This window comes from Anaerobacillus alkalidiazotrophicus (assembly GCF_001866055.1).
In genome coordinates this window covers 1-20,200 of the sequence record NZ_MLQS01000002.1, presented here as the reverse complement: position 1 = coordinate 20,200, position 20,200 = coordinate 1, and the positions used below count along the sequence as shown (strand labels likewise).

The following is a 20,200-nucleotide window of genomic DNA, read 5'->3' as shown; positions in this document are numbered from 1 at the left end:
AGAGCTTCCGTATTGTGTATAACCCTACTCTCATGAACATTGTATCACTTCAGCAAAAAAGAGGATTACACCAAGAGTGCAATCCCCCAAAATGTAATCCTCTTTGCGATTTTTTACCTTTGTAAAATTAATTCGATCGCAGTATTTAATTGGCGATCATTATCTTTGTTACGTATTTCTTGTACAACATTTTCTTGTAGAGCTTCAGCAGTCTTTTTATCAATGTCTCCTGTTACGGACAAATCATTTTTACGTTGGAATGCCATCACTGCATTTTTCGTTTGTTCACCGAAGTATCCATCGACTCGGCCTGGCTCAAAGCCGATACCTCTTAGCATGATTTGCGCATTTTTCACTTGCTCATTATTCATATCAAAAGTTAACTCTTCATCAACATTTAGTGGTGACACGTAGAAGAAATCTGGTTGCTTTATTTCAACTGTAGGGTCTACTCCAACTTCATTGATATAGTTACCGCCAGCAGTCAACCATTTATATAGCGTTAGCTTGATTTCACTTCCGTCGCCCATATCGATCGTTTGTTGAACTGAACCTTTTCCGAAAGTCGTTTCACCTACCACATCATGGCCACCCGCTTCTTTTAACGCCGCTGCTAAAATTTCAGATGCAGATGCACTACCATTGTTAATAAGCGTTACAATTGGATAATCCTTTTCTTCTTTTGCTGAAGATAAATAGCGATCGCGATTTCCGTGACGGTCTTCAATTTGAACAATTGGTTTACCATTAGGAACTAGAAGATGACCGATTTGCTGAACACTATGCAACAAACCACCTGGATTTCCACGGACATCAATAATTAAACCATCCATACCTTCTTTTTCAAATTCAATTAGCTTTTCTTCAAAATTCCTTGCTGTCCCTTCAGAGAACGATAAAATCTCAATGTAACCAACTTTTTTACCGTTTTGTTCTATTAATTCTGAGCGTATCGTTTCAATTGGAATCGTATCTCTTGTTACAGCAAATTCTAATGGGTTAGCAGTACCAGGTCGTTCAATCGTTAAATTAACAACAGTACCTTTTTCACCACGAATTTTCAAAACAGCTTCGTACAAAGATAATCCTTCAATATCTTCTCCATCAATCATAATAATTTGATCATTCGGTCGTAATCCGGCTTTTTCGGCTGGAGAATTACGGAATGGTGCAACGATAGTCACGACTCCATTAGTCATACTTACTTCCGCACCAATCCCTTCAAAATGTGAATCAAGTGCATCCATAAATTGTTTGGCCGTTTGCTGATCCATATAAACAGAATACGGATCGCCTAACGTTTCTAGCATTCCTTGAATAGCGCCTTCTAATAACTTGCTCTCTTCAGTTTCTTCTACGTAGCCATCACTAATCACTTGAAAAGCTTTTGTAAACTTTTCCACAACCTCATCCATCGAAAGTTGTTCACCAGCTTCTACTTCGACATCTCTGTTTTCTAACGTTTGCTCTGCCACAGGTTTGTTTGTCCCAAATCCAAAGATATTCATGGCAGCAAACGTTCCACCTGCTCCAAATAGTAGAGCGACACAAAGGAGAAATGCGAGCGTGTTACGATTCATATTCATAGTTTCACCTCATTTTTTACGGAAAAGGCATCACATCTTAATGATGTAATGCCTCTCTATCATCAATAATATATGACGAGCTATCCTCTTTTAGAATGTTGAATGTTGAAGGAATTTAATTGTTAATAAATCACGAGTGTCTAGTATATCATGTTACATCGTATAAAAAAACTAGTATCCAACAATGAAGCTTGTCCTAAAGCTATTATAAAAGATTCAAGTTAAATGATCAATTTTTTCTATCTAGGGATGTAGCGAAGTGGATCTACTGAATTAGATTTCGCACCATTCCAAGGTCCTTCGTGTACTTCAAAGTGTAAATGAGGTCCGAATGATTGACCCGTATTCCCCATATACCCTAAAAGTTGACCTTTACTTACACGCTGACCGTCTGACACCATCCGATTTTCTAGGTGAGCGTATAAAGTTGTAATGACTTGTCCGTTCACATTGTGAGAGATCATCACTGTATTCCCATAACTCGGAGAATAGTAAGACCTAATCACTGTCCCAGCTTCCACTGCAACAACAGGGACATCCCCTTGTCGTCCACCTTTTCCAATATCGATCCCATGGTGAAATCTTCCCCAACGCGGTCCATAAGGAGAGGTAATCGCACCAGTGGTCGGGCGCATAAAATTCCCTTCTTGTGTCACAGATGGAGCTGAATGTGAACTTGAATTGGAATTGGAACTAGAACTTGAGCTTGAATTCGAGCTTGACGAAGCATTTCTAGAAGCCTCTTCTTGTTGGCGTTTTCTCTCTTGTTCTTGACGTTTTCTCTCTTCCTCTAACTGTCTTTGACGCTCTTCCCACGCAACTAGCTCTTGTTTCATCGCTCTCTCTTGTGCTGCTAAAATTCCTGCTGAATCTTCAAGTTCACCTAATTCAGCATGAATTTGACCTTCTTGCTGTTCTAATTGACCCATTATTCGGTCTTTTTCTTTTCTTTGTTTATTTAACGTTTCTTTTAACTGCTCAAGATCAGCTACCTGTTTTTCTAATTTGATTAATTCTTGTTCCATTCGTTCTTTTGCTTCTTCAACAGCAATTTTGTCATTATGATGCGCTTCTAAAATATTGCGATCCTGCTGAGCAATCGTGTTTAACGCTGAAACACGATTAATAAAATCACCGAAACTTTGAGAACCTAAAACAACTTCCAAATAATTAACCGAACCACCATTTTTATACATAGAACGTACACGACTTTGCAATAACTCATCACGTTCTGCAATTCTTTCCTCTAATATTTCAATTTCTTCAACTAAAATATCAATTCTTTCTTTTGTTTCCTTAAGTTCAGCATCTTTTTCGCGAATTTTTTGATTCGTTTCAGCTGTTTGATGATCAATAACACGCATCTCATCCTCTAGCTGCTTTATTTTTTGTTCAAGTTCTTTCATTTCTCTTTCTTTTTTCTCTACCTCAGCTTTATTTTCCGCTTGCTCATCTTGAATCGATTTAATTTTGTTTTTTAGTTCTGAATTCGCTTCTACATTTTCAGAACCAATCGTTGTTAAGAAACTAGCCATTGCTAACACAAAAACAGAAAACACTAAAAAAATTCTACGTCTCATCGTACCAGTTTCCCTCACTTTTCTATTAATATATTTTTTAAATCAAGTGAATTTCATAATGCCAACCATTTAGTCAATTAAATAAAGTAGCTCAGCAGCAAAAATATGTAGTATGAAATTCATTAATAAAGTCGTTTTTCAAAAAAATATAAAGCTGAACTTCAATCAGTGGGGGGTTCCATCATCCCCACTGATTGTTAGTTTAACTTATACCACGGGCATAAGAATAACTAATCATCAGCTTTCGCTGATGAAAGTTATTCTATATCGGACCTTTAGCGCAGTTAATCCCCCACCTAAACTTTCCGATTTTCTTACGTATTGAGGTGGGGGTCTTACTGCCCCTTAAGAGTGGGATAAAAAGGTTCAGCCAAGTCTTAAAGACTGAAATATTAAAGTCATTTTCACTAAGAAAAGCTATTTAATCGGCTCGGCTGAACCTTTAGTAATCTATTACACTTTTAAAAATTTCCGAACAGACATCATACTTCCCCAAATTCCAATAAACGCACCGATCGCTAATAGTATTGCGGTTACTTGATAAACGAGCGGTGATGAAGGGAGAAGTTCGATAAACATCAAGTCTAGGTTTCCGGTAAAACTATCATGTAGTTTTGAATAACCAAAGGCTAAAATACCAATTGGAATCAATGCACCTAAAACCCCTAATAGCAAGCCTTCTACAAAAAATGGCCAACGGATGAAGCTATTTGTCGCACCGACTAGCTTCATAATCTTAATCTCTCTTTTTCTCGCAACTATCGTTATTTTAATCGTATTAGCAATTAAAAACATCGTTGTGAACATTAAACCAACTATTAGGAAGAAACCGACTTGTCTTGCTAAACTTGTAAAGCTAAACAATTGATCAACTACATCTTTTCCGTATCCTACTTCTACTACATAGGGTAGTGGTTCTAGATTTGTTGCTACTTCTTCTGTTAATTGAGGCGTGACAGCTCGAACAACAAAAACGTCATACAAAGGATTTTCATCGCGGAGCGTTTCAAAAACTTCTCCTTGTTCTCCAAGACTGTCAATAAATTGTTCTAACCCTTCCTCTTTCGGTAAAAATGTTATACTTTCAACGTTATGGATCTGTTCTATTTCTTGAAGTAGCTCTTCTCGCTGCTCTTCTGTAGCTGTTAAATCAATAAAAACCCTGACTTCTACATCTTCTTCAACTGAAGTTGCAAAATGATTTAAATTTAAAATTAATAAAAGAAACACACCTACCATTAATAGCATAATTGCTACTGCACTAATGGATGCAAATGTCATCCACCCGTTACGCGCTAAGCTTTTAACGCCCTCTTTCCCATGACGTATGAGAGTTCTACCTTTCATAACCGTATCCCCCCCTTACTTGGTCACGGACAATTCGGCCGCCTTCAATTGCAATAACACGTTTACGGATCGTATTTACAATTTCTTTATTGTGTGTAGCCATAACAACCGTTGTGCCTCTGTTATTAATTTCTTCTAGAACATCCATGATCCCCCAAGATGTATCGGGATCAAGATTTCCTGTTGGTTCATCAGCTATGAGAACACTTGGCGTATTCACGATTGCCCTAGCAATTGCTACACGTTGTTGCTCACCACCGGATAGTTCATGCGGTAGAAACCGTGCTTTATTTTTCAAGCCTACAATATCAAGCACGTTCATAACAATTCGTTTAATATTAGCTGGACTTTCCTCAATAACCTCTAAAGCAAATGCGACATTTTCATAGACAGTTAATGTAGGTAATAACCTAAAATCCTGGAATACAATCCCGAGATTACGGCGAAATAACGGAATTTTTTTTTCTTTAATAGTTTCTAAACTAAAGCCGTTAACAACAACATTTCCTTTAGTTGGCTTTTCTTCACGATACATTAATTTAATAAAAGTTGACTTACCTGCTCCACTTGGGCCGACAACATAGACAAATTCCCCTTTGGAAATGGACACATCAATCCCATTGATGGCCATGACTCCGTTGGGATACGTCTTCCATACATCTTTCATTTCGATCATGGCGTTTCTCACTTCCTAATACAATTTAGTAATCACATGTCATAATGTAACTTTAATCGTTACTATTTGAGTCACAATTTGACATTTTCCTCTCATTAATTCTATCAATCTATTTACATTCTACAGGATCAAACAATTTTGTACACGCTCGTATTCCATTATATCATCATTAATCTACAAAATAAGCTGAAAAATATTACAATTTTATTTCATGCAAATTTCAATGTAATTTTAGTGGGGATAACTGTAAAAAATCAGGTGGCAAAAGGTACGTTTCTTAGTACTTTTCGGTCATTCGAGTGTTCGGGTAAGTGTTGATTTCATGTATTTAGAGTTTAAATGAATATAAATTTGGGCAACTTGTATTATTTTGGAGAATTATGACAATCCGGGTAACGTGCATAAATTCAGGGTAAGCGCGCACAATTTGGGGTGAAGCGCACACAAATTCAGAAATTCGCGCACATTTCGCAGTAAATCGCGCAGAAACTCGTGCGGTTCGCGCATAAAAAAGGGCCAGCGTGCCTTTTTGGGGATAACCGCGCACAAATTTCGGTGAAGCGCACACAAATTCAGAAATTCGCGCACATTTCGCAGTAAATCGCGCATAAAAAGGGTAAGCGCGCACAATTTTGGGTGAAGTGTGTGCAAATGAAAAAATCCCCTCAACTAAAGGGGATTTTTCTATTAGTAAGTTATTCTTGTGCGGCAATCCAAGATGCTAAGTTCTCGGCTTCTTCATCTCTAACCATGTTTCCAGGCATTACACCTGGGCCGTCTTCGATAGCAGCTAGTACTTCTTCTTTTGTCAAACCTGTGATTGGGTGCGGATATGCTGGAGCCCCTTGTAGGTTTGCCCCATGACAGTTTACACATAATTGGTACGCACTTTCAGCTCGAACTGGATCAAAATCGCCTGTAATCTCCTGTTCTGGAGCTGGTGCTGGTTCATCGGCGCCACCACATGCACCTAGTACAAAGGCTGCACCAAAGAGTACAAAAAAAAGTCTCTTCATAATCTAAGCCCCCCCGAATGAACAAAATATTTCTATTTATAAGTATGTCCTATTTCTAATATTAATAATATAAAAACACACTTTAATTAGCAACACTTTCCTTTTTTCTTACTTCTTGAAGCCTTCACCTAATACTTCTGTTGCATTTGTAACAATGACAAATGCGCTTGGGTCTGTTTTTTGTACGAGTTGCTTTAGTTTCGTTACTTCTGCCTGGTTTACGACGCACATGAGGACAGGTCGTTTATGATTGGTGTATCCACCATACCCTTCTAATTTTGTCACTCCGCGGTCAATATCATTCAAAATGCTTTGTTGCACTTGTTCTTGTTTTTCGGAAATAATTAAAGCGATTTTGGCATAACCGACTCCTAATTGAACTAAATCAATTGTTTTCCCTGTAATATAAAGTGAAATTAAAGCATAAAGCGCTAGCTCGATATTAAACACGACAGCGGATGTCGCCACAATTAACCCATCAATAATAAAAATACATGCACCTAACGAAAAACCCGTATATTTATGGACGATTTGTGCTGCTAAGTCGGTTCCACCTGTTGATGAATTTGAACGGAATACGATCCCAAGTCCTAGGCCGACACCGATACCCCCGAAGAGAGCACCTAGTAAAGGATCGAGTGTCGCAGCTTCTAAATTTCTCGTTAAAAAAACGACGAAAGGTAGAAAAATTGTACCAACTAATGTTTTCAATCCATATTTAAATCCACCTAGCAGAAGTACACCTGCTATAAATAACGGTATATTAAACGCCCACTGCGTAAAGGCTGGTGTGATACCGATGACATCATACACAATGATACTAATCCCACTAACGCCACCAGAGGCAATTCGGTTAGGTAATAAAAATAAGTTAAATGCGATTGCAACGATCGCTGACCCTAATAAAACATGAGCGTACTCCCAGACAATTAGCCATTTCGGGCAGGTTGGCCTAAATGACCCTCTTCTTCTTGCACCATTTGTTTTCATTTTCTTTCCCCACTTTTGCTAAATATGATATATGCAGTCTAAAATCCTTTGGTAGTATAACACCAGTACTGGAAATATGTAAACGCGAGTACAGTAACGCTTTAATGAGCTGTCGGGGTGACAGTCTTTTCGAATCAAATAGAGTAATGACAACATGTCATTACTCTTAGCTTTATATTTGCGAGCGTAAATATGCATCAATAAATGGATCGAGGTCTCCGTCCATGACAGATGACGTATTTCCTACCTCGTGATTCGTGCGGTGGTCTTTTACAAGACTATATGGGTGAAAAACGTAAGATCGAATCTGACTGCCCCAACCAATTTCTTTTTGTTCGCCGCGAATTTCATCGAGTTCAGCTTTTTGCTGATCAAGCTTTAATTGGAAGAGTTTCGCTTGAAGCATTTTCATTGCGCGTTCGCGGTTTTTAATTTGAGAACGCTCGGTTTGGCATGTTACAACCGTATTGGTTGGTAAGTGGGTAATCCGTATCGCCGAATCGGTTGTGTTGATATGCTGACCACCAGCTCCACTCGCTCGGTACGTATCAACTTTCAAATCGTCTGGAGAGATCGTGATTTCAATATCATCATCAAGTTCTGGCATGACTTCACAAGAAACAAACGATGTATGGCGTCTTCCAGATGCATCAAATGGAGAAATCCGCACGAGTCGATGTACACCTTTTTCAGCTTTTAAATAACCGTAGGCGTTATGGCCCTTAATTAAAAGAGTCACACTTTTCACCCCTGCTTCATCACCAGGTAAGTAATCTAGTGTCTCTACTTTAAACCCTTTTCTTTCCGCCCAACGAGTGTACATTCGTAGGAGCATCGATGCCCAGTCTTGTGATTCTGTCCCCCCTGCTCCTGGATGCAATTCAAGCAAAGCATTATTTTTATCGTAAGGATCACTTAACAACAACGTTAGTTCAAACTCGTTTAAGTCGTTAGAAAGGCTACGAACACCCTCTTCTAATTCTTTTTCAAGGTCAGCATCTGGCTCTTCTTTGACTAATTGATACGAAACTTCAAGATCGTCATAATGTTCTTGAAGCTCTAGAAAACTCTCGACTTGCTCTTTTAAGGCATTCGATTCGTTAATAACCGCTTGAGCTTGTTGTTGGTTATCCCAGAAGTTTGGGTCTGTCATTTTTTCCTCAAGCTCACCAATTCTCTCTTGTTTTACTTCAAGGTCAAAGAGACCCCCTAAAGTCCGCTAAACGTTTAGCCATCATTGAAAGCTCTTGCTTAATTTCTACAAGTTCCATGTATATCCACCTTTTTATCTATATTTTAAAATAAGCGAAAGCCAAGCATTAAAGCTTAGCTCTCGGGTCATATCCAATTATCTACCACAACATTGTTTATATTTCTTACCGCTTCCGCAAACGCATGGTTCGTTTCGTCCGATCGCTGCCGCTTTACGGATTGGTTTCTTTTTCTCTGGCTCTTTCCCTGAACCGGCATGAACGGCCTTGCCTTCTGCCACTTGTTTACGTTCTAGATTTTGCTCGATTTGAGCCTTCATGATATATAATGATACTTCTTCTTCAATAGAGGCGATCATATCCTCAAACATTTGGAAGCCTTCAAAACGGTATTCACGCAACGGATCATTTTGCCCGTAGGCACGTAAATGAATCCCTTGACGAAGTTGATCCATTTGGTCAATGTGGTTCATCCATTTCGTATCTACAGAACGAAGTAAAATGACTTTTTCAAATTCTCTCATACGTTCAGGCTGAAAGTCTTGTTCTTTTTTATCATAAGCGACTTTTACTTTTTCCATGATCAATTCGATCATTTCCTCAGGGTCTTTGCCTTTCAAGTCTTTTTCAGTTACGTCACCTTCGTTAAGAACAGTACCCCGTGTATAATCGACGATTGCTTTGATATCCCAATCTTCTGGAACTTCTTCTTCTGGCGTTTGCGCATGTATATTTCGCTCAACAGCAGACTTAATCATATTTTCAACGATTTCACGAACGTTATCAGACTCAAGAACTTCCATACGCTGCTTATAAATAATTTCACGCTGCTCACGCATAACATCGTCATATTGTAAAATTTGTTTACGAGCGTCAAAGTTATTCCCTTCCACTCGTTTTTGTGCTTGTTCTACTGCACGACTGACAAGCTTACTTTCAATTGGATCATCGTCCATGCCCAGTTTTTCCATCATCGCTTTCATATTATCAGATCCGAAACGACGCATAAGTTCGTCTTCCATTGATAAATAAAATTGTGATGAACCTGGGTCTCCTTGACGTCCCGCGCGTCCACGAAGCTGATTATCAATACGGCGAGATTCATGGCGCTCTGTACCTAATACGTGTAGACCACCTATTTCAACGACACCTTCACCTAATTTAATGTCCGTACCACGACCGGCCATATTTGTTGCGATCGTTACTGCACCTTTTTGACCAGCATTTTCAATGATTTCCGCTTCTCTTTCATGATTTTTCGCATTTAAAACATGATGAGGAACACCCTTCTTTTTTAATAAAGAAGAAATAAGCTCTGACGTTTCAATGCTTACCGTACCAACTAACACAGGTTGCCCATTTTTGTGAAGCTCTGAAATTTCGTTTACAACTGCTTTAAATTTCGCTTCCATTGTTTTAAAAATTAAATCTGGACGATCGTCACGTTGGATTGGTAAATTCGTTGGTACAACCATAACATCCATTCCGTAAATATTGCGGAATTCTTCTTCCTCTGTTTTAGCTGTACCTGTCATTCCGGCTAGCTTTTGATACATACGGAAATAGTTTTGGAAAGTAATCGATGCAAGTGTCATGCTCTCTCTTTGAATCATTAAACCTTCTTTTGCTTCAATCGCTTGGTGTAATCCATCAGAATAACGGCGTCCTTTCATTAAACGACCAGTAAACTGGTCAACGATAACTACTTCGCCATCTTCAACAACGTAATCTGTATCACGGTGCATGACAACATGTGCTTTTAACGCTTGGTTAATATGATGATTTAACTGAACATGAGTAGCATCGAAAAGATTTTCAATGTTGAAGGCTTTTTCGGCTTTTTCCACACCTTCATCAGTCAGTAAAACATTTTTCGTTTTTTCATCATATGTATAGTCAGCTTCCTTACGCAACGTGCGTACAAATGAGTTTGCTACTTGGTAAAGTTTTGTTGATTTTTCCGCTGAACCAGAAATAATCAGTGGTGTACGAGCTTCATCAACTAAGATTGAATCAACCTCATCGACCAATGCAAAGTAAAGCGTACGTTGTACCATTTGTTCTTTATACGTAACCATATTGTCACGAAGATAATCAAAACCAAATTCATTGTTTGTCCCATATGTAATGTCGCAAGCGTATGCTTCACGCTTTTCGTCTTTCGTTAATCCACTGATGTTTAAACCAACTGTTAAGCCTAAAAATTTGTATAGCTCACCCATCGTCTCGGCATCACGACGAGCTAAGTATTCATTGACCGTTACAACGTGAACCCCTTTTTGAGTTAGCGCATTTAAATAAACAGGTAATGTTGCTACTAGCGTTTTCCCTTCCCCAGTCTTCATCTCAGAAATATTTCCTTCATGAAGAACAATTCCACCTAAAAGCTGAACTGGATAATGGCGCATTTTCAGGACGCGAGTTGAACCTTCGCGAACAACTGCAAATGCTTCTGGTAAAATAGCATCTAATGTCTCGCCATCTTGAATTCGTTTTTTGAACTCTTCTGTTTTTTGACGTAGCTCGTCATCAGAAAGCTTTTTGATCTCACTTTCAAGTGACTCAATTTCATCAACTGTTTTTTGCATTTTTTTCAGTTGGCGTTGGCTAGGATCTCCTATCACTTTTTTCAAAAAACCTATCATAAACTGCTCTCCTTTTTTAATGGGAACGTAAAAACGATTCCCAATTCATGTTCTATTTTTCTCCAATAAAAAGTTATAAATCCGTGGTTTAAGTAAGGACTTGTCGACTTCACCTAATTTTGGCGATGCACTTAACGTCCATTTTGCTAAACGAGACCTATATACTACGGCTAAGTTCCTTGCTGTTCTTACACTTCCTACTTTTTACACTCATATTTAATTTTAACAGTTTGGTGCTGTCGATACAAGGATGAGCGTGGATAGGATTGGTAGATTTAAAAAGAGCACAGCTTCAGCTGCACTCTTTTATTTAAGTATATTATTGTGGCTCAATTAGACCATAGCGTCCATCTTTACGACGGTAAACTACGTTTGTGTCGCCATTCACTGAGTTTGAGAATACAAAGAAATTGTGACCAAGCATATCCATTTGTAAAATTGCTTCTTCTGTATCCATTGGTTTTAACGAGAAGCGTTTCGTACGAACGATTTCAAGATCATCTTCTTCTTCAAATGTCACGCTATTTTCCATTTCATCGCGGAACATATATTTCAAACTGCCTTCTTGGCGGAATTTTTTATTTACTTTTGTTTTATGTTTACGAATTTGACTTTCAAGTTTTTCTACAACAAGGTCAATTGCTGCATACATGTCTTCATGTGTTTCCTCAGCTCTTAATAATAATTGCGGCATTGGGATTGTAATCTCAATAATTTGCTGGTTATTAATAACCTGCAGGTTTACATGAACTGGTGAAGTTGGGGTTTCGTCAAAGTAACGATCTAACTTACCCACCTTCTTTTCAACGTAATTCCTAATTGCCGGAGTTACTTCAATGTTTTCACCACGAATGTTAAAGTTCATATAAACTCCTCCTTTCCTTTATGCATGTATATTTCTACATACCCTAGCGATATTCCTTCTTAAACGTTATAAATAGTAAAAATATTTTTAAAATGTGAACAAGTTAGTACCTTCGTGCTCAATCATAGTTTCGGTTAATTTATGGGGAAATAGTCTTCACTTTTTTTAACAGAAACGGGTGAAGTGTACGAAAATGTTATTTTTTCTATGTTTGAAGCTGTAATGATTTAGTTTATGGGGAAAATTGGAGTATTGTTGAGATTGTGTAATTCTGCGCAAATAATGAGTGAAGCGCGCACAAATTCACCCGGATCGTACAGAAGCGTTACATTTGTTTTATAGGTGACCATTTTTCATGCTAGTTCCACGATTTTCCTCTTATGGTCATTTCTTAAATCAATAAACGTGTCTGTTTCCTTCAAATATAGTAATGGGTGTGACGGTTCGTGATCAAAAATAAAGGCAACTTCTGCTTTCGTACCATCATTTAAAACGACTTGTTTCCCAACATACTTTCTAAGCAAGTGGCCCACAAACGGGATAACAATGGCTGGGTTATACTTATTTTCACGCGTCTCTTCAACGAGCTGATTGACCAATTCAAAATTAGTACGACCAGTCGTCAAAATCTTGTCTAGTTGGTTTGCAACAGAGATGATTTGTACCATCATCGGTAAATGCTTCACTCTTACGCTATTCGGATAGCCGGAGCCATCAATTCGTTCATGGTGATGCTTGGCTGCATGTAGCATTTGAGCATTGACACCACTTACTTTCTTTAACATCTCAAACCCTAATTCAGGATGTTTTCTGTATTGCTTTTTTTCAGCTTCAGTTAACTCCTCTTCTTGCTTTGTCCACAATTCACTAGGTAATCGCCTCTTCCCGATATCATGTAACACCCCCATTTTCCAAAGGAGGAGCTTATTTGTATAAGAGTACCTAAGTAATTTTCCGAGAAAAAAAGCGAGTAAGCCTACATTTGCACTATGACGAAAAAGCGATGGTTGAGTTTTCCTTTCATATAAGTTGTCTAATATAGAAGCATTTTTTTGAATTTCTCTTACGACAGCTTTGTCAGGTTCAAACCAATCGTTGATGTTGATTTCCTGTAGGTTTTCTATTTCTAAAAACAGCTGTTCAATGTGCTCGATGTTCTTTTGATAAAGAAACTGAAAGGAAACTTCATCAGAAACTTTCACTTGCTGACAATGATGATTTTGTAGAAGCGTGATGTGGATTTCAGTTAATATCGTACCTTTTTTTAACAGCAAGACATCAAGGTTTGAAAAAACATCTTCTTCTAACTTTTTCCCGACAAGACGAAAGCTAAGTTTCTCTATATTAATCACCCTCTCACCGTAAATTGGAAGTAAACAAAGTACTCTAGTTATATTTATGAACAAAGTCCAACTTACATTACAGGTCTTAAAGACTATTAAACAACTACCCTATATTTTAAAGCGCTTACACATCACGAAAAGCCCTACCTGAATTTAGGTAGGGCTTTCGGCTCTCTTCTCCCGAAAATTAAAGCTATATAAAAAAGACGAACTTTTACTTTTTTAAAATAACTTGCTTATTTGGGAATGTGGACTAGCGCTTTGTTACGTTTGCAGCTTGAGGTCCGCGAGCTCCTTCAACGATTTCAAATTCAACTTCCTGTCCTTCTTCTAATGTTTTGAACCCGTCAGAATTGATAGCTGAAAAGTGAACAAAAACATCGTCTCCATCTTCGCGCTCGATAAATCCAAAACCTTTTTCTGCATTAAACCATTTAACTTTTCCTAACATTATTACACATTCCCTTCATGAATAAAATCATGTGGCTAATAACCACAACTTAACTATAGCAACGAGTCAAATTCTAGTCAAACTATTTTGTCTTCGGTATTTCGCCATTTCCCTTCGTTTTTCGACACTATCCCTCAAAAATGTAAGCGCTCCACTGTCGGAAAACTTACTTTGTGACAAATAGGCTCGAAAAGTTTTTTAATCAACATAACTGATTGCTTGTCTCCCCATTTGTTGCCAAGCTTCCTTAAAACGCGATTTGGATATCGGACGATTAACTTCTAATGATAGTGGGTCATTATAATAAATGTTTTGACCATCATATCCTGTTAGTAAAACAGCGTGTTGAAAATAGGTAACTTCGATTTCGCCTGATGGTGTTTTCCATGTTTGAAACTCCTCGTCCTGCAACGTTTTAAATTGGGTATGAATAATGACCCAGATCGGTCGTCCAGCATGTAATGGGTACAAAATATCTTCAAATTTTGCCCCTGTCATATCAACGATCTGATTAGGCAAATAGTTTTCTGCTAGCTCCTTAATTGGTCCGTGATATACACCGTAACCAGGTTCAGTTAAGGAATACATACTACCGACAAATCCATCATTCGGATTACCATAAAAAATCATATCATCTACCATTGAAAGTGGTGTTGGGTCTTTCTTTATGTGCTCAGCAAGCTCAAGTTTATTCACTTTTTCACCTGCATAGCCTAGAAGCATTGCTAGACTCGTAACCTCAGCTCCTCTTGGTAAATCTGGGAATTGCAAAATAAGTGGCACTTGTAAAATCCTTGGTGGTAAAGAATTCGTTTTTTCCCATACGACATAGTTTTGGTCATAAAAATAAACCGAAGTACCGTGTTTTTTTGCAGTAGATACTGCCTTTGAAAACTGTTCAAAATATAAAGTTTCTTCATCAGTAATCACGGCAAATGGAGTAGTCGCAGGAAACGCTTCGTCATCGATTTCGGCTTCAGCAGACGTTTCCCCTATTTTCAGGAGTGGAACATCTAGAAAGAAGTGAGTTCCACCTACGAATAATCCTATTAAAATAAAAAATGAGAGAAAACCCATTCCAAACAATTTCTCTACTTTTAACGTTTTTGCGATCGCATACATCGCAATTAAAATAACGAGCAAAATTGCTCCAAGTATCGCTACATACATATCCATATAAACTCCCCACCAAACTTTAATTTACTGTATTCCACAATTCAAAGATATTGATAGTAACGCCCATTTTTTACCTTTAGTCCTAGTCACTAACAATTTTTTCTAAAAAAACACTTGAAATTGGTTAAATATTCTTATAAACTATGGTTGACTTCGCTAATTCTCTTCAAAATCGCTATTTATTCGACAACCTTTCTGAATATATTTTACCATTTGAAAAACATGACGAGAAGCTTTGTTTTAAAGATTTCATTTTCTAAGTCGAACATTAATTTTGTTAAATCGGAGTGTTTTATGAGTGAAAAACACGTAATTTGGTTTCCTGGAGCTATTTATTCTATCTCTTGCTATGACTCTTTTAATAGGCAGTTATTTAATAGGGACAAGGATTATATTAACTTTTTATCATTACTAGAGCTTGTACGTTATCATTATCCTTTTTACCTTCATGCCTACTCGCTTACCCCGAATGAGATTTACCTTCTAATTGAAACAACTCACGTACCAATCCAAGACATTATAAAGAAACTTACACAACAATATGAGTCTACTTTTACACTCATTGATTCTGCCAACGAGTTTTTAAAGGCTAGTAAATTAATTCACCTTATGGGAAACCGACAAAATTATCGATGGAGTAGTTATCTCTCTTTTATTAGCCACGTTCCAAATGATCACATTGTTACGTCGCGAATTCTAAATTACTTTCCAGACCCTAAAATGAAGCATTATCGGAAATTTGTTGAAGAGAATGTTTTGTCGAAGTTATAAAAAGATGGGGACTTCCCCAAAAGGAGGCGTTCATTTGAACCAAGTATTGTTAACAGGAAGATTATCAAAAGACCCTGAACTTTATTATTCGAAGGATGGATTAGGAATTACCTCTTTTCACTTAGCGGTAAAACGGAACTTTAAAAACTCTGAAGGAACATATGAAGCAGATTTCATCCCTTGTGTTTCCTTTCGAAAAACGGCTGAAAATATTGCAAGCTACTGTGACAAAGGCTCATTAGTTGCACTTTCAGGGAGGATTCAAACTAGGAGTTACGAAAACAAAGACCAAATTCGTATGTTTGTCACTGAAGTAGTCGTCGATAGCATTGAATTTTTACAGAGAAAAAAGCAACCAAGCACTTCAATAGAATCAATGGATATATTCCGAGATACAGAAGAAAGGGGAAAATTTGTCGATGAAAAGTAAAGAAGTTGACAGTTTTTGTGAACAAATAATGAACGACGATTTTCATATATCGAACTTTCACAAATTCCAAAATAGGATAAAAACGGAGATAATTTCTATAAGAACCAAGATTGAAGAGTTAAATAAAAAAATTGACAAACAACATTTAGAAAATATTAATAGTGATGAAATCTTACTATTAAACTTACGAAATTCCACTAAACAATAGTACCTCATATCCTCTTTATTCATCTTCTAGTTTATTGAATCCTCACTTAAACGCCCATCTCTTTTCGCTTTACCCTTCCACTCAATAAACCGGAAGATGATATCACTTTTCTTCACAGAGATGGGTAAAGTAAGGGAAACGGGCTTTCATCATTTTACAATTTATAAAATGAATTTTATCATGACCAAAACTAAGCAGCATAAAGCTGTATTAGTAGTGAAAATCATTTATGAAATTCATTAGACTACATATAATTTGAGGGAAGCCTTAGTTTTTCTTATAAATTAATAAAACACTACAACCATCGTTCACGTGAGCAAAGGTTGTTTTTTTATCCCTGCAGGTACATTTTGATTAGTGATGGTCTTTGGTGTGACGATTTGCCACTCTTTTCTACTAATTTTGTCGAGTAAGCGAATACATTATGACTTTTTTTGTAGGTTGCTTATAGATTGTACATGGAACCGTCCATAATAGAAACCGGAGCGATATTTTTAGGAGGTTTGTTCATGTTATTAGAAGCAATTTACCACCGTCCCAAATCAAATTACGCGTACGCTTACGACGATAAAACATTGCATATTCGCGTTCGTACGAAACGTGATGACATGCACCAAGTTTATTTACTCCATTGTGACAAGTACAACTTACACGAAACAAGCTTTTTAAGAGTTGAAATGCAAAAGTTTGCTAGTGATTCGCTATTCGACTACTATCAGGCCGTTGTGCAACCTGAATGTAGACGCTGTGCTTACTTATTTGAATTTATTTCTGGTGAACAGAGAGTGATTATGAATGAAATTGGATTTGTTGAAAAAGAATCCGATGATTCTTCTGTACTATTTGCTACAGGCTTGTTTGAATTTCCATTTTTAAATGCCATTGATGTGCATAAACCGCCTCAGTGGGTGAAAGACGCTATTTTTTATCAAATTTTTCCTGAACGATTTGGAAATGGTGATACGTCAAACGATCCTGAACACATTGATTGCTGGGAAAACGGAGCTCCGAATCGTGATAATTTCTTTGGGGGCGACTTACAAGGGGTGATTGACAATCTTGATTATCTTGTCGAGCTTGGAATTAATGCCATTTATTTCACACCGATTTTTGAAGCAAAAACAAATCATAAATATGACACCGTTGATTATATGAAGGTCGATCCACATTTTGGTGATAATGAACTAGCTCGAACTCTCGTTGCGAAATGCCATGAAAAAGGAATTAAAGTAATGCTAGATGCAGTGTTTAATCACTCCGGTTATTATTTTGGACCGTTCCAAGATGTCGTTAACAACGGAGAGGCATCTAAGTACAAAGACTGGTTCCATATTCGAGATTATCCTGTTACATGTGACCCAAAACCAAACTATGATACATTTGCATTTACTGGACAAATGCCAAAATTAAATACTGCGCATCCTGAAGTAAAAGCGTATTTATTAGAGGTCGCTCGTTATTGGATTGAAGAAATTGGCGCTGATGGTTGGCGCTTAGACGTCGCAAACGAAGTCGATCACCATTTTTGGCGCGAGTTCCGGCAAGTCGTTAAAAAGGCAAACCCTGACGCATATATATTAGGTGAAATTTGGCATAATTCGTTAGCTTGGTTAGAGGGCGACCAATTTGATGCCGTTATGAACTACCCGGCTACCAACTCCATTTTAGAATTTTTCTGTAAGGACGCGATCGATGCTGAGCAGTTCATGAGCAGGCTTGATGCAATCTTCCTTGCCTACCCGTTACAAGTAAATGAAGTAGCTTTTAATTTATTAGATTCTCATGACACAGCTAGGCTTTTAACGATTTGCCAAGGTAACAAAAAACGAATGAAACTAGCAGCAGCTTTTCAACTTACCTACAGAGGAACTCCTTGCATTTACTATGGCGATGAGTTTGGGATGGACGGAGAAAACGATCCAGATTGCCGGAAACCGATGTTATGGAATCAAGAAAGACAAGACGGTGAGCTGTTCCAATTTTATAAAAACATGATCCGGATACGAAAAGAAAACCGCGCCTTCCGAGATGGTTCGTTTACATTTCTCCAAGCTGGTCGAGGCGAAAAGCACGTCGTCTATGAACGAGCTGATGATAACAACCGATTTATTGTCGTGATGAATAACTGTATTGACACGATCGATGTTCAACTACCAGGTATTGAAGGGAATTGGGAAGTCATCACTGGAAACGGGACCGTCATTAACGTAAATGGCAACATCACCGTCCAACTGAATGATTTAGAATTCGTTATAATGAAGAGCGTTTGAAGTAAAGAAGTAAATGGGGGTTTATAACAGTTTTTAATTACCAAAAACAATCCGCACAACTCAGTATGTAGTTGTGAAAATAATTCATTAAGTGTGTCACACAAAAACGAGAGCAGCTTCAGTAACAATTGAAAACTGCTCTCGTTTTGTTACTCGATGAACTATTTTTAATTAAACGTTGATTAAGTTCCCGGCACTTATACCTTGTACTTAACCCCACCTCTAAGCGTGACGTAGGCGGGCACTTCCATTCAGGTGGAGTTGAGACTCCATCTGAATTTCCGATGTTCTAGCGAAGCTAGAACGAGTTCTCTTTCCCGACAGCTCAGTTCTTCTACGTAATTGCTTCATTTCCATTATTTATTATTTAATTGAACTGCTAGACGCTCGACTTCTTCCTTATCTAGTCCAGAAGCACGTACAATAACCTGGGCGTCTACTCCTTCTTTTAACAAATTCAAAGCCATTTCAAGTGCTTTTTTCCTTTGACCTTCTGTTAACCCTTGTTCGTTCCCTTTCTTCCAATAAACTTCCGCTAAGTTTGTTTTATCCCATGTTAAGCCCATTTCCTCATCACCTTTCTTTTTCATGATTTCATCGACTTCTTTTTTTAATTGTAATGCTTCGTCTTCATTCAAGCGAATAATGCCATCTAGGAAACGGAAAATCATATCAATCTTTTCTTTCTCCCATTTCTTAGATAAAAGTAACCGCACTAAATTAAGTTTGAAGAGAAACTTTTTTGCGTTATCTCTTTTTGAACGAATCACATATATTCCAGCTAAAATTGCCATCGCAAACGGATTGTCTGAAGCAGCTAATTCCTTTTCTTGTTGGTCAAGTAGCTTATACGTTTTATAAGTGTAATTTATTTTTGTTTCATAAAATTTATACGTATATTGATGTGGTTTATAGTTTGGATACTCGTCTCTGACAACTCCCACAGCTAAAGCAGTGGGGTTCTAGGGTACTTGCAAGCTTCTCAATGGTGCCCTTATCTTTCTTTTCGGAAAGAGTTTCCACCAAAGCACTGACGTACTTTCTCCTAAAACATTAACGGACGTATTGCGCAATCGCAAGGCACTTCTCTCAACAAGCCTAGAAAGACTCTTGATATGCTTATCGTTCCGACTTCTATTGGGCGTTGTCACGACCAATCAGGTTTGTTTTATGCGACAAACCATCGCAAAGTTTTACTTGGTGATTTTTTTAAACGCTCAACCTCAAGATTGTGTAGTTGCACAAAATTATCCCATTGCGTATTGCATAATTGCACATCAACTGAATTAAGAGTTTCGTTTGTATTACCTATTAAAAAAGCACTATATAAATCACGTTGAATGAGAAACTCTCCAAATTCATTCCAACGTTCCGAAAGTTGTTTTTTACTATATTCTCTTGTTATATGATTGAATTGGCTTGCTTTCGTTGCATAAGTATCTATTTTCTTTAAAGAACGACCTTGGTAACCTAGTTTTCGGTCAATTATTGTTAGCAACATGGCTGGTGCGCGATTAGCTATTGATTTGCCAAATCTTTTCTTGCGATTGATTTTGCCATTTTTCTTATTACGTGTAGTATTTTTCGCTCGTTTTTGTAGAGATTGAAACCGCATGGTTTCAACTCGAATATCAG

The 20,200-nt window shown here is 37.6% G+C and carries 16 protein-coding genes and 1 pseudogene; 3 read left to right on the top strand and 14 right to left on the bottom strand.

Going from position 1 to position 20,200, the window contains the following annotated elements; all coding sequences use genetic code 11:
• Positions 1 to 113: 113 nt before the first annotated feature.
• The 12 genes from BKP45_RS07375 to BKP45_RS07320 form a co-directional block, all read right to left on the bottom strand.
• The gene (locus BKP45_RS07375; protein WP_071389128.1) at positions 114 to 1,580 is read right to left on the bottom strand and encodes a S41 family peptidase; all 1,467 of its coding nucleotides are present in this window, start codon (positions 1,578 to 1,580) and stop codon (positions 114 to 116) included.
• A gap of 245 nt (positions 1,581 to 1,825) precedes the next feature.
• On the bottom strand, positions 1,826 to 3,166 hold the full coding sequence (locus BKP45_RS23255) for a murein hydrolase activator EnvC family protein (RefSeq protein ID WP_071389094.1): 1,341 nt from the start codon (positions 3,164 to 3,166) through the stop codon (positions 1,826 to 1,828).
• 453 nt (positions 3,167 to 3,619) lie between these two features.
• Positions 3,620 to 4,513 (bottom strand): permease-like cell division protein FtsX, encoded by an 894-nt coding sequence (gene ftsX / locus BKP45_RS07365; protein WP_071389093.1) that lies wholly within the window; start codon positions 4,511 to 4,513, stop codon positions 3,620 to 3,622.
• A complete protein-coding gene (gene ftsE, locus BKP45_RS07360) occupies positions 4,503 to 5,189 on the bottom strand; it encodes a cell division ATP-binding protein FtsE (RefSeq protein WP_071389092.1) in 687 nt (228 codons plus the stop codon). Before ftsE ends, ftsX begins: the two co-directional genes overlap by 11 nt.
• Before the next feature lie 695 nt (positions 5,190 to 5,884).
• Positions 5,885 to 6,205 carry a c-type cytochrome gene (locus BKP45_RS07355; protein WP_071389091.1) on the bottom strand — a complete coding sequence of 107 codons (321 nt, stop codon included), beginning with the start codon at positions 6,203 to 6,205 and terminating at the stop codon, positions 5,885 to 5,887.
• 108 nt (positions 6,206 to 6,313) lie between these two features.
• A complete protein-coding gene (locus tag BKP45_RS07350) occupies positions 6,314 to 7,195 on the bottom strand; it encodes a YitT family protein (RefSeq protein ID WP_071389090.1) in 882 nt (293 codons plus the stop codon).
• Positions 7,196 to 7,367: 172 nt separating this feature from the next.
• Positions 7,368 to 8,466, bottom strand: a protein-coding gene (gene prfB / locus BKP45_RS07345) for a peptide chain release factor 2 (protein ID WP_245747408.1) whose coding sequence is annotated in 2 segments (ribosomal slippage) — positions 7,368 to 8,402 and positions 8,404 to 8,466 — 1,098 coding nt in all. Because the reading frame shifts where the segments join, the coding sequence is not laid out codon by codon here.
• A 77-nt stretch (positions 8,467 to 8,543) separates the two neighbouring features.
• A complete protein-coding gene (gene secA, locus BKP45_RS07340; protein WP_071389088.1) occupies positions 8,544 to 11,051 on the bottom strand; it encodes a preprotein translocase subunit SecA in 2,508 nt (835 codons plus the stop codon).
• A 319-nt stretch (positions 11,052 to 11,370) separates the two neighbouring features.
• Positions 11,371 to 11,916 (bottom strand): ribosome hibernation-promoting factor, HPF/YfiA family, encoded by a 546-nt coding sequence (gene hpf, locus BKP45_RS07335; protein WP_071389087.1) that lies wholly within the window; start codon positions 11,914 to 11,916, stop codon positions 11,371 to 11,373.
• A 353-nt stretch (positions 11,917 to 12,269) separates the two neighbouring features.
• On the bottom strand, positions 12,270 to 13,268 hold the full coding sequence (locus BKP45_RS07330) for an HD-GYP domain-containing protein (RefSeq protein WP_071389086.1): 999 nt from the start codon (positions 13,266 to 13,268) through the stop codon (positions 12,270 to 12,272).
• 244 nt (positions 13,269 to 13,512) lie between these two features.
• On the bottom strand, positions 13,513 to 13,710 hold the full coding sequence (cspD, locus tag BKP45_RS07325; protein WP_071389085.1) for a cold-shock protein CspD: 198 nt from the start codon (positions 13,708 to 13,710) through the stop codon (positions 13,513 to 13,515).
• Positions 13,711 to 13,908: 198 nt separating this feature from the next.
• On the bottom strand, positions 13,909 to 14,886 hold the full coding sequence (locus BKP45_RS07320) for a C39 family peptidase (RefSeq protein WP_071389084.1): 978 nt from the start codon (positions 14,884 to 14,886) through the stop codon (positions 13,909 to 13,911).
• Positions 14,887 to 15,180: 294 nt separating this feature from the next.
• Between BKP45_RS07320 and BKP45_RS07315 the strand changes: the two genes are divergently transcribed.
• The 3 genes from BKP45_RS07315 to BKP45_RS07300 all read left to right on the top strand — a co-directional run bounded on the left by BKP45_RS07315 (position 15,181) and on the right by BKP45_RS07300 (position 18,565).
• A complete protein-coding gene (locus tag BKP45_RS07315; RefSeq protein ID WP_071389083.1) occupies positions 15,181 to 15,657 on the top strand; it encodes a hypothetical protein in 477 nt (158 codons plus the stop codon).
• A 34-nt stretch (positions 15,658 to 15,691) separates the two neighbouring features.
• Positions 15,692 to 16,087, top strand: a complete 396-nt coding sequence (locus BKP45_RS07310; protein ID WP_071389082.1) for a single-stranded DNA-binding protein — start codon at positions 15,692 to 15,694, stop codon at positions 16,085 to 16,087.
• Between the two features lie 717 nt (positions 16,088 to 16,804).
• Positions 16,805 to 18,565, top strand: a complete 1,761-nt coding sequence (locus BKP45_RS07300; RefSeq protein WP_071389080.1) for a glycoside hydrolase family 13 protein — start codon at positions 16,805 to 16,807, stop codon at positions 18,563 to 18,565.
• Between the two features lie 356 nt (positions 18,566 to 18,921).
• Here the strand turns inward: BKP45_RS07300 and BKP45_RS07295 are convergent, their stop codons facing one another.
• Complete coding sequence (locus tag BKP45_RS07295) at positions 18,922 to 19,509, bottom strand: RpnC/YadD family protein (RefSeq protein ID WP_071389079.1); 588 nt, start codon at positions 19,507 to 19,509, stop codon at positions 18,922 to 18,924.
• Between the two features lie 224 nt (positions 19,510 to 19,733).
• Positions 19,734 to 20,200: pseudogene (locus BKP45_RS07290) on the bottom strand (RNA-guided endonuclease TnpB family protein); the annotation flags it as partial.